This window comes from Klebsiella sp. MS 92-3 (assembly GCF_000195655.1).
In the GTDB taxonomy this organism is placed as follows: Bacteria; Pseudomonadota; Gammaproteobacteria; order Enterobacterales; family Enterobacteriaceae; genus Klebsiella; species Klebsiella pneumoniae.
In genome coordinates this window covers 28,180-39,553 of the sequence record NZ_GL882823.1, presented here as the reverse complement: position 1 = coordinate 39,553, position 11,374 = coordinate 28,180, and the positions used below count along the sequence as shown (strand labels likewise).

Genomic DNA, 11,374 nt, shown 5'->3' with positions numbered 1-11,374 from the left:
TTTTTTTTTGATGTCAACGCTAACGCTTACGCATATACCGGGAAGCGGGCGCAGATATCCAGCACTTTACCTTTCACGCGCTCAATGACCGCGTCGTCATTGATATTGTCCAGCACGTCACACATCCAGCCAGCCAGCTCTTTGACTTCCGCTTCTTTAAAGCCGCGGCGAGTCACTGCCGGAGAACCGATACGGATACCGGAGGTTACGAACGGGCTCTTCGGATCGTTCGGCACGCTGTTTTTGTTGACGGTGATGTTTGCGCGGCCCAGGGCAGCGTCAGCTTCTTTACCGGTCAGGTTTTTATCCACCAGGTCCAGCAGGAACAGGTGGTTCTCAGTACCGCCAGACACCACTTTGTAGCCGCGGTTCAGGAACACTTCCACCATCGCTTTGGCGTTTTTCGCAACCTGCTGCTGGTAAACTTTAAACTCTGGCTCCATTGCTTCTTTTAGCGCCACCGCTTTCGCCGCGATAACGTGCATCAGCGGGCCGCCCTGCGCGCTTGGGAATACCGCAGAGTTCAGTTTCTTATACAGCTCTTCGCTACCGCCTTTCGCCAGAATCAGGCCGCCGCGCGGACCCGCCAGGGTTTTGTGGGTGGTGGTGGTCACAACGTGAGCATGCGGAACCGGGTTCGGGTACACGCCAGCGGCAATCAGGCCTGCCACGTGCGCCATATCGACGAACAGGTAAGCGCCGATGCTGTCAGCGATTTCACGCATTTTCGCCCAGTCAACGATACCGGAGTAAGCGGAGAAACCACCGATGATCATCTTCGGTTTGTGTTCCTGAGCCTGCTTCGCCATGTCGTCATAGTCAATTTTACCGGACTCATCGATACCGTAAGGGATGATGTTGTACAGTTTGCCGGAGAAGTTAACCGGGGAGCCGTGAGTCAGGTGGCCGCCCTGCGCCAGGTTCATACCGAGCACGGTGTCGCCCGGCTGCAGCAGCGCGGTGTAGACGGCAAAGTTAGCCTGGGAGCCGGAGTGCGGCTGGACGTTAGCATAGTCAGCGCCGAACAGTTCTTTCGCGCGGTCGATTGCCAGCTGTTCAACCACGTCGACGTATTCACAGCCGCCGTAGTAACGCTTGCCCGGATACCCTTCAGCATATTTGTTGGTCAGCTGAGAGCCCTGCGCCTGCATAACGCGCGGACTGGTGTAGTTTTCGGAGGCGATCAGTTCGATGTGCTCTTCCTGACGTACTTTTTCCTGCTCCATAGCCTGCCACAGTTCGGCATCATAATCGGCAATGTTCATTTCACGCTTTAACATCCGCATCTCCTGACTCAGCTAACAATAAAATTTCGGCCTAAAAAGGCGGTCCGATTGGACAACGGCCCACAGTATAACCGAATCATTCTGTGATAACAGGTCTTGACAAAGGATTTTACGCAAACGATTGGCTCCGCATGACACAAGGCTTTGAGCAATAACGCCTCTCTCAGTATCAACGGATTTCTTTTCAGGTTTGTGATGCAAATTCTTCATGTTGTAACTGGATCGGGGGAATGTGTTAAAGAACCATTTACAACGCAGGGTTATTTCTTTAAGATGCATTTAAAATGCATCATTAAGATAACACATAAGGAAGCACGCTATGCTTGACGCTCAAACCATCGCCACGGTAAAAGCCACCATTCCCCTGCTGGTAGAGACCGGCCCGAAATTAACCGCCCATTTCTACGATCGTATGTTCGCGCATAATCCGGAGCTCAAAGAGATCTTCAACATGAGCAACCAGCGCAACGGCGATCAGCGTGAAGCGTTATTCAACGCTATTGCCGCCTACGCCAGCAATATCGATAACCTGCCTGCCCTGCTGCCGGCGGTGGAAAAGATCGCCCAGAAACACACCAGCTTCCAGATCAAACCGGAGCAGTACAATATTGTCGGCAGCCATCTGCTGGCGACCCTCGATGAAATGTTCAGCCCGGGCCAGGAAGTGCTCGATGCCTGGGGTAAAGCCTACGGCGTGCTGGCGAACGTCTTTATCGGCCGTGAAGCCGAGATCTATCAGCAAAACGCCAGTAAAACCGGCGGCTGGGAAGGGACCCGCGCGTTCCGCATCGTGAAGAAAACCCCGCGCAGCCAGCTTATCACCAGCTTTGAGCTCGAACCGGTTGATGGCCAGCCGGTCGCCGATTACCAGCCTGGCCAGTACCTGGCCATCTGGCTGAAACCGGAAGGCTTCGAATATCAGGAAATCCGCCAGTATTCCCTGACCCGCAAAGCGGACGGCAAAGGCTACCGCATTGCGGTTAAACGCGAGGAAGGCGGTCAGGGTTCCAGCTGGCTGCATAACCATGCCAGCGAAGGCGATGTGGTCTATCTGGCCGCCCCGGCGGGAGATTTCTTCCTTAACGTTAAGCCGCAGACGCCGGTCACCCTGCTCTCCGGCGGCGTCGGGCAAACGCCGATGCTGGCGATGCTGGATGCGCTGGCGAAGAGCGGTCATCAGGGTCAGGTGAACTGGTTCCATGCGGCGGAAAATGGCGACGTTCACGCCTTTGCCGATGAAGTGAAGGCGCTCGGCGCGGCGCTGCCGGCGTTTACCTCTCACGTCTGGTATCGCACCCCGACTGAGGCCGACCGTCAGGCTGGACGTTTTGATAGCGAAGGTTTGATGGATTTAGCAGCAGTGGCGGACAATCTTCGCGACCCGCAGATGCAGTATTATCTCTGCGGCCCGGTAGCGTTTATGCAGTTTGCAGCGAAGCAGCTGGTCGAATTAGGGATCAACAAAGACAACATTCATTACGAATGCTTCGGCCCGCATAAGGTGCTGTAAGCCCCGACGATGCGGGGATCTGTACGCCGGGTAAGCGCAGCGCCACCCGGCAATACTGCAGCGAGCGGCGAGCGTTAAATCGCCGCGTCGTCTTCTTCGCCGGTACGAATACGAATGACCCGCGCCACGTCGAAGACAAAGATTTTACCGTCGCCGATTTTACCGGTCTGTGCGGTACGGATGATGGTATCCACACAGGTATCGACGATATCGTCGGTCACCACAATTTCAATTTTTACTTTCGGCAGAAAATCGACCATATACTCGGCACCACGGTACAGTTCGGTGTGCCCTTTCTGGCGGCCAAAGCCTTTCACTTCCGTTACCGTCATCCCGGTGATGCCGACTTCGGCCAGCGCTTCACGCACGTCATCCAGTTTGAAAGGTTTAATAATCGCATCAATCTTTTTCATGGGGTTCCTGTCTTAATCGCGTAACCGGTTGCTTACCGTATCATAACTTGCGCTATAGTGCGGAGCTACTCTTTAAAGTCGTTGGCGTCGAGCTCATGGCGCGACAGCAGCTTATAGAATTCGGTGCGGTTGCGCCCTGCCATCCGCGCGGCGTGAGTGACGTTGCCCTTGGTAATTTGCAGCAGCTTGCGCAGGTAGTTCAGCTCAAACTGATTGCGCGCCTCCACGAAGGTCGGCAGCGCCGTGTTCTCGCCCTCCAGCGCTTGCTCAACCAGCGCGTCGCCGATCACTGGCGACGAAGTCAGGGCCACGCACTGCTCGATCACGTTCACCAGCTGGCGCACGTTGCCCGGCCATTTGGCGGCCATCAGCCGCTTCATTGCATCGCTGGAAAACGCCCGCACGAACGGCTTATGGCGATCGGCGGACTGACGGAGCAGATGGTTGGCCAACAGCGGAATATCTTCCGTGCGTTCGGAGAGCGGCGGTATTTTCAGATTCACTACGTTGAGGCGGTAGAACAGGTCTTCACGAAACTCGCCGCGGGCCATCGCCTTCGGCAGGTCGCGGTGGGTGGCGGAGATAATCCGCACGTTGATTTCGATATCGCGGTTGCTGCCCAGCGGGCGCACCTTGCGCTCCTGCAGGACGCGCAGCAGCTTCACCTGCAACGCAACCGGCATATCACCGATCTCGTCGAGAAACAGCGTACCACCCTCAGCGGCCTGGAATAATCCTTCACGGTTACTGACCGCGCCGGTAAAAGCGCCCCGCGCATGGCCAAACAGTTCGGATTCGAGCAGCTGTTCCGGCAGCGCGCCGCAGTTGATCGCCACGAACGGCTTATCATGACGCGGGCTGGCGTTGTGGATCGCCTGGGCGACGATCTCCTTCCCGGTCCCGCTCTGGCCATTAATCAGTACGCTGACATCCGATTGCGCCACCATCCCGGCCTGCTCAAGCAGGCGCAGCATCAGCGGGCTGCGGGTTACAATCGCCTGGCGCCAGGCTTCGTCGGTGGCCGGCGAGCGCTGCTCCAACGCCTCATCAATGGCTTTATATAAGGCATCTTTATCGACCGGCTTGGTCAGGAAGCTGAACACCCCCTGCTGGGTAGCCGCCACGGCGTCGGGAATCGAACCGTGAGCGGTGAGAATGATCACCGGCATGCCGGGGTGGCCCTTCTGGATCTCGCTAAACAGCTGCAGGCCGTCCATTTCATCCATCCGCAGATCGCTAATCACCAGATCCACTTTCTCACGCCCCAGCACGCGCAGCGCTTCCGGCCCGCTCTCGGCGGTGACCACGCTGTAGCCTTCGCTGACCAGGCGCATGCCCAGTAGCTTCAACAGTCCCGGATCGTCATCCACCAGCAGTAAACGCGCCGGTTTACGGATCGTCATGGATCACCTCCGGCACTTTTTCGCTGCCAAAATTACCGCCCGGCTTGCGGCTGGAGAGCTGGCGTTCGATATCCGTCAGGTTCTCCAGCTTGCGGGTGGTCAGCTCCAGCTGCTCGCGCAGCGCCAGCTCCTGCTGACGCAGTGTCTCCAGTTCGCTATCGCTGGACTGCTGAAGCTTAGCGTAACGGGCACGCTCTTCCACCAGCTGCAGCTGACGGGTCTGGCCGTCGCGCCAGAGCTGATACAGCGGGCGGACCTGAACGGCGATTTGCGGGCTGAAGGTATCGAGACGCGCCACCAGGTCGCGGCGCTCCTCAGGGGTAATTTTAGCATCAGCAAGCAGGATGCCGCGACGGAACGCGTCCTGCCAGCTGTCGTCGGTATGGCGTTTCGCCTCCGCCCGCGCCTGCGCCGGCGCGAGGCGATCGGCACAGTCAATGCCCCGCAGCCAGTAGAGGGGATTTTTGTCGCTGGCATCGCTGCTGTGCGCCCAGATATCCGCGCAGTCTACCGCGACAAAATCGGCCACCTGATGCTGCGCCTGCCCGGGGGCGGCGGTACCTTCCGCGGTATGCGGTGAAAAGCCGGCGGAACACCCCGCCAGCGTCAGACAAGCAATGCCTGAAAGCAGCCATCCGCTGAGGGAACGGCGCCAGGCCAGGAATTGGGACATAGTTCCCCGATATCGATTCATAAGTTGGATTATTCCGGCGCTGAGGGAAGCGTAATGCGAAAACAGACCTGCCCGGCGGGCGCATCAACTAAGCTGAGCTCCCCTTGCATCTGCCGGACGCAGTCGCGGGCGATACTCAACCCCAGTCCACTGCCCTTAACGGCCCCTTTACGCTGGTGACTCCCCTGGTAAAAAGGCTCGAATATCATGTTTTTTTCCGCGGCCGGGATCGGTTCGCCGCTGTTGGCGACATCAATACGCACCTGATCTCCGTGCCGGTAGCTATGGATACGGATGTTACCGGATTCAGCACCATAGTGCACCGCATTGGAGTAGAGATTATCCATTACGCTTATCAATAGCGCAGGCTCTGCCAGGCAACGCCGCGCCTGCAGCGTCAGTTCGGTATGCATCAGTTTAGCCCGCGCGGGCAGGCTGTGCGCCGCCACGACGTTTTCCACCAGTTCCACCAGGTCCACCGCTTCGCGAGCCACCGGGCCGTCGGCCTGTTTTCGGTTATAGTCCAGCAGCTGTTCAATCAGCTTTTGCAGGTTACGGCTACTGCTGTCGAGGATCTCGACAATCTCCTGCTGCTCAGGGGTCAGGGGCCCCGCGACCCGGTCGGCCAACAGCTCGGTACCTTCACGCATACTGGCCAACGGGGTTTTCAGCTCATGCGACAGATGGCGAAGAAATTGATGCCGCTGCGACTCCAGCCACGCCAGGCGCTCGCTGAGCCAGATGATGCGCTTGCCCACCGATCGCAGCTCGCGCGGGCCGGTAAACAATGCGGCGTCGTCCAGCGACTTTCCTGCCCCCAGCTGATTGATCATTCTTTCGATGCCTTTCACCGGGCCGATAATCATGCGGGTGAAGAGTAGCACCAGCGCCAGGCTCAGCAGAAACAGCACCAGCGCCTGCCAGCCGAAAAACTGGCCGCGTTCGGCTATCTCCTGCTGCAGCTGTTGGCCACGAGAATAGACGACCGCCCGGGTCGCCTGCACCATATCGCTGTTATTACTGGCGAAAACTTCCAGTCTGGCGGCTGCCTGGGCATCGGGTCCGCTATTTTTACACTGCAGCTGCGCCAGATCGCTGACATCCTGACGCAGCGCCTGCCAGAGCTTCTCGTCCGGCAGCACGCCGGCGTGGGCGTCCAGCATCTGGCTGTAGCGCTGCCGCTGGTTTTGATAGACGCGCGCCAGCGTCGGATCGTCCAGCACGCAGTACTGGCGATAGCTGCGCTCCATCTCCAGTGCGGCATTGATCATCGCCTCGCTGCGTCGGGCGTCGACCAGGGTGGTACGGTTAATATGCGCCGCCTGGGCGCTAAGGGCGTTCAGGCTCTGCCAGGCCTGCCAGGCCAGCACCAGCAATGGCAGCAGGATCAGCACAAAAGAGAGCGTCACCAGCTGACGCAGCGAACGGGGGAAAAGAGAGAGTCGCTTCAAGGATGTTGTCTCAATCATTAGCTCTAGTCGATGCTAACTGAGGAGCGCGCCGGAGAAAAGCGCTACCGCTGGTTACTGCGCCGCAGAAACAACAAAGCCAGGCGCAAGGCCTGGCTTTGTTCAGGAATGAGGCGGTGCCTTACTCGACGTTTCGCCCGATGTCTGATAAAGCCAGGCTGTTATCAGGAGTTGGACGGCAGGCACCTGTTTGTGCGTCATTCGAAGTTTATGTAGCGCGTCCCGAAGGGGCTGACATAAGAAGGTGAATGAGCCACTGGTTAATATTATGCATGAACTATGCCAGCTCTCAAAACATTTTATTAACATACTGATATATATGACATTAACCGCAAGAACAGTCGAACTACCTCTGTTTATTTTTCACCCGCGTTGTCGCTATTTAGCGACACCAAATAGGCTACCGATTACTCATCATTTAAATCAATAACTTAAGTGTCGCCTATTGACGACACTGCAATATCGCAGTTGTCGGCAATTCCCGACACCCTAGCGTGCCGACCATCACAAATAAAAAAAAGCCCCCTGTCAGGCAGGGGGCTGATACGTTCGCGTGAAGCGCGGCGGGAAGATTAACCCAGCTGTTTACGCGCGTTACGGAAGATACGCATCCACGGGCTATCCTCGCCCCAGTTCTCCGGGTGCCAGGAGTTGCTTACGGTGCGGAAGACGCGTTCCGGGTGCGGCATCATGATGGTCGCGCGCCCGCTTTCGCTGGTCACCGCGGTGATACCGTTCGGGGAACCGTTCGGGTTCGCCGGATAGGTTTCGGTCACTTTGCCGAAGTTATCCACGAAGCGCAGCGCCACCAGACCTTTGCTCTCAAGCTGAGCCAGATGCGCGCTGTCGCGCACTTCCACCTGACCTTCGCCGTGGGAGACCGCAATCGGCATCCGTGAGCCAACCATGCCTTCCAGCAGCAGGGATGGGCTTTGCGTCACTTCCACCAGGCTAAAGCGCGCTTCAAAGCGGTCAGACTGGTTGCGCACAAAGCGCGGCCACAGGTCGCTGCCCGGGATCAGCTCGCGCAGGTTGGACATCATCTGACAGCCGTTGCACACGCCGAGCGCCAGCGTCTGCGGACGATGGAAGAAGGTCGCGAACTCATCGCGCACGCGCTCGTTGAACAGAATCGACTTCGCCCAGCCCTCGCCCGCGCCCAACACGTCGCCGTAGGAGAAGCCGCCGCAGGCTACCAGGGCATGGAAATCGCCCAGACCGGTCCGGCCGGCCAGCAGGTCGCTCATATGCACGTCGATGGCGTCAAAGCCGGCGCGATGGAAGGCGGCCGCCATTTCAACGTGGGAGTTCACCCCCTGCTCGCGCAGGACGGCCACTTTCGGCCGCGCGCCGGTGGCAATGTACGGGGCGGCGACGTCGTCGTTAATATCAAACGAGAGCTTCACATTGAGGCCCGGGTCGGCATCATTGGCTTTCGCCTCATGCTCCTGATCGGCGCAGGCCGGGTTGTCGCGCAGACGCTGCATCTGCCAGGTGGTTTCCGCCCACCACATGCGCAGCGTGGTGCGGCTTTCGCTGAACACCGTCTGACCGCCGGCGGTCAGCACGAAGCGATCGCCCTCAACCGCTTTACCGAGGTAATGCACGCAGTCCGCCAGGCCGTTAACCGCCAGAATGGCTTCCACCGCCTCACGGTCTGCGGCGCGGACCTGAATCACCGCCCCCAGCTCTTCGTTGAACAGCGCGGCCAGATGGTCGTCGCCCAGCGCGGCGATATCCGCTTCCACGCCGCAGTGGCCGGTAAAGGCCATTTCCGCCAGCGTGACAAGCAGACCGCCGTCGGAGCGGTCGTGGTAGGCCAGCAGTTTACGCTGCGCCACCAGGGCCTGCATCGCATTCCAGAAGCCTTTCAGTTGCGCGACATCGCGCACGTCAGCCGGCTTGTCGCCGAGCTGGCGATAGACCTGCGCCAGCGCCGTCGCGCCCAGCGCGTTGTGCCCTTTACCGAGGTCGATCAGCAGCAGGGCGTTATCTTCCGTCGAAAGCTGCGGCGTGACGGTATGACGGACATCTTCGACACGGGCGAAGGCAGAGATGACCAGCGACAGCGGAGAGGTCATCTCGCGCTGCTCGCTGCCTTCCTGCCAGCGGGTTTTCATCGACATCGAGTCTTTACCGACCGGAATGGTCAGGCCCAGCGCCGGGCACAGCTCTTCGCCCACCGCTTTCACCGCCTCATACAGGCCAGCGTCTTCACCCGGGTGGCCGGCGGCGGCCATCCAGTTAGCCGACAGCTTCACGCGGTTCAGCTCGCCAATCTGCGTGGCGGCGATGTTGGTCAGCGCTTCGCCGACCGCCAGACGGCCAGAGGCCGCGAAGTCCAGCAGGGCGACCGGGGCGCGCTCGCCCATCGCCATCGCTTCGCCATAGTAGCTGTCGAGGCTGGCGGTGGTCACCGCGCAGTTGGCCACCGGGATCTGCCACGGGCCAACCATCTGGTCGCGGGCGACCATACCGGTCACGGTGCGGTCGCCGATGGTGACGAGGAAGGTTTTCTCGGCCACCGTCGGCAGATGCAGAACGCGGTTAACCGCATCGGCAAGGGTAATCGGTTGGCGATCCAGTGCACTACCCTGAGCTTTCAGAGTCTGCACGTCGCGGGTCATTTTCGGCGTTTTGCCGAGCAGGACGTCCAGCGGCAGGTCGATCGGCTGATCGTTAAAGTGGCTGTCGCTCAGGCTCAGATGCTGCTCAGCGGTGGCTTCGCCGATAACGGCATAAGGCGCGCGCTCGCGGCGGCACAGTTCGTCGAACAGCGGCAGCTGCTCCGGGGCGACCGCCAGAACATAACGTTCCTGCGATTCGTTACACCAGATCTCCAGCGGACTCATCCCTGGCTCATCGCTGAGAATATCGCGCAGCTGGAATTTACCGCCGCGGCCGCCGTCGCTCACCAGCTCCGGCATAGCGTTGGAGAGACCGCCGGCGCCAACGTCGTGGATAAAGAGGATCGGGTTGGCGTCGCCCAACTGCCAGCAGCGGTCGATCACTTCCTGACAGCGGCGCTCCATTTCCGGGTTGTCACGCTGTACGGAGGCGAAATCGAGATCGGCATCGGACTGGCCGGAGGCCATAGAAGACGCCGCGCCGCCGCCGAGGCCGATGTTCATCGCCGGGCCGCCCAGCACGATCAGCTTCGCGCCGACGGTAATATCGCCCTTCTGCACGTGCTCACCGCGGATGTTGCCGATACCGCCGGCCAGCATGATCGGTTTGTGGTAGCCACGCAGCTCTTCGCCATTGTGGCTGGTGACTTTCTCTTCATAGGTGCGGAAGTAGCCGTTCAGCGCCGGACGACCAAATTCGTTGTTAAACGCCGCGCCGCCCAGCGGGCCTTCGGTCATGATGTCCAGGGCGGTGACAATGCGATCCGGTTTACCGAAATCTTCTTCCCACGGCTGTTCGAAGCCCGGGATACGCAGGTTGGAAACCGAGAAGCCCACCAGGCCCGCTTTCGGCTTCGCGCCGCGGCCGGTGGCGCCTTCATCACGGATTTCGCCCCCGGAGCCGGTTGCCGCGCCCGGCCATGGAGAGATGGCCGTCGGGTGGTTATGGGTTTCCACCTTCATCAGAATGTGCGCCGGCTCCTGATGGAAGTCGTAGCGTCCGGTCTGATGGTCGGCGAAATAGCGCCCGACTTCAGACCCTTCCATCACCGCGGCATTATCTTTATAGGCCGACAGCACGTAGTCCGGCGTTTTTTCAAAGGTGTTTTTGATCATTTTGAACAGCGACTTCGGCTGCTGTTCGCCGTCGATGATCCAGTCGGCGTTGAAAATCTTGTGGCGACAGTGCTCTGAGTTCGCCTGGGCGAACATATACAGCTCGATATCGTTCGGGTTGCGTCCCAGGCGGGTAAACGCATCCTGCAGGTAGTCAATTTCGTCGTCGGCCAGCGCCAGACCCAGACGGAGGTTGGCGTCAATCAGCGCCTGACGCCCTTCGCCCAGCAGGTCGACGCTGGTGACCGGCGTCGGCTGATGGTGAGCAAACAGCTTCTCGCCCGCTTCCAGCTCGTCGAAGACGCTCTCCATCATGCGGTCGTGCAGCTCCGCCGCCACCGCGGCCCACTGCGCTTCGGTCAGGGTTGAGGCTTCAACGTAATACGCCACGCCGCGCTCAAGACGCACAACCTGCGCCAGACCGCAGTTGTGAGCGATATCGGTAGCTTTAGAAGACCAGGGAGAGATGGTGCCAGGGCGAGGGGTCACGAGCAGTAATTTACCGGTCGGGGTATGGCTGCTTAAGCTCGGGCCATACTGAAGCAGTCGCGCCAGGCGCTCGCGATCGTCAGCGCTCAGCGGGGCATTCAGATCGGCAAAATGAATATATTCGGCATATATGGCGCTTACCGGAAGGTTGGCCGCCTGAAATCGTGCCAGCAGTTTATTAATACGGAATGCCGACAGTGCAGGTGAACCACGCAAAATTTCCATCATAAGTCTCTCGTCTTCGAAGCTTTCAGGGTGAGCCAGGGGGGGAAACGGGCGTCATTATAGTGAATCCTGCGCCCCGACGAAACCGTTTGCGTAGAAATAAAATCATTGATGCTGTTTATCAATAAATGTGACGACCATCGCGAATAAGTTGCCAACTGGC

General features: G+C 59.1%; 7 protein-coding genes. 1 reads left to right on the top strand and 6 read right to left on the bottom strand.

Annotated elements, in window-relative coordinates; genetic code table 11:
- Positions 1-26: 26 nt before the first annotated feature.
- Positions 27-1,280 carry a serine hydroxymethyltransferase gene (gene glyA, locus HMPREF9538_RS10625; protein ID WP_002914027.1) on the bottom strand — a complete coding sequence of 418 codons (1,254 nt, stop codon included), beginning with the start codon at positions 1,278-1,280 and terminating at the stop codon, positions 27-29.
- A gap of 325 nt (positions 1,281-1,605) precedes the next feature.
- On the opposite strand from glyA, the gene hmpA reads away from it, so the two are divergent.
- On the top strand, positions 1,606-2,796 hold the full coding sequence (hmpA, locus tag HMPREF9538_RS10630) for an NO-inducible flavohemoprotein (RefSeq protein ID WP_009485445.1): 1,191 nt from the start codon (positions 1,606-1,608) through the stop codon (positions 2,794-2,796).
- Between the two features lie 74 nt (positions 2,797-2,870).
- Here the strand turns inward: hmpA and glnB are convergent, their stop codons facing one another.
- The 5 genes from glnB to purL form a co-directional block, all read right to left on the bottom strand.
- Complete coding sequence (glnB, locus tag HMPREF9538_RS10635; protein ID WP_002914032.1) at positions 2,871-3,209, bottom strand: nitrogen regulatory protein P-II; 339 nt, start codon at positions 3,207-3,209, stop codon at positions 2,871-2,873.
- 65 nt (positions 3,210-3,274) lie between these two features.
- Entirely contained in the window at positions 3,275-4,612 is a 1,338-nt protein-coding gene (gene glrR / locus HMPREF9538_RS10640; RefSeq protein WP_004149357.1) for a two-component system response regulator GlrR, read from the bottom strand.
- The gene (gene qseG / locus HMPREF9538_RS10645) at positions 4,599-5,285 is read right to left on the bottom strand and encodes a two-component system QseEF-associated lipoprotein QseG (RefSeq protein ID WP_002914033.1); all 687 of its coding nucleotides are present in this window, start codon (positions 5,283-5,285) and stop codon (positions 4,599-4,601) included. The genes glrR and qseG overlap by 14 nt, the downstream gene beginning before the upstream one ends.
- 29 nt (positions 5,286-5,314) lie before the next feature.
- Positions 5,315-6,736 carry a sensor histidine kinase gene (locus HMPREF9538_RS10650; RefSeq protein WP_004888415.1) on the bottom strand — a complete coding sequence of 474 codons (1,422 nt, stop codon included), beginning with the start codon at positions 6,734-6,736 and terminating at the stop codon, positions 5,315-5,317.
- A 590-nt stretch (positions 6,737-7,326) separates the two neighbouring features.
- Complete coding sequence (gene purL / locus HMPREF9538_RS10655) at positions 7,327-11,214, bottom strand: phosphoribosylformylglycinamidine synthase (RefSeq protein ID WP_009485442.1); 3,888 nt, start codon at positions 11,212-11,214, stop codon at positions 7,327-7,329.
- Positions 11,215-11,374 lie beyond the last annotated feature (160 nt).

Excerpts from the sequence above, each read along its gene's own strand:
- glyA (WP_002914027.1), bottom strand. The coding sequence starts at position 1,280 with ATGTTAAAGCGTGAAATGAACATTGCCGATTATGATGCCGAACTGTGG.
- hmpA (WP_009485445.1), top strand. The coding sequence starts at position 1,606 with ATGCTTGACGCTCAAACCATCGCCACGGTAAAAGCCACCATTCCCCTG.
- glnB (WP_002914032.1), bottom strand. The coding sequence starts at position 3,209 with ATGAAAAAGATTGATGCGATTATTAAACCTTTCAAACTGGATGACGTG.
- glrR (WP_004149357.1), bottom strand. The coding sequence starts at position 4,612 with ATGACGATCCGTAAACCGGCGCGTTTACTGCTGGTGGATGACGATCCG.
- qseG (WP_002914033.1), bottom strand. The coding sequence starts at position 5,285 with ATGTCCCAATTCCTGGCCTGGCGCCGTTCCCTCAGCGGATGGCTGCTT.
- purL (WP_009485442.1), bottom strand. The coding sequence starts at position 11,214 with ATGATGGAAATTTTGCGTGGTTCACCTGCACTGTCGGCATTCCGTATT.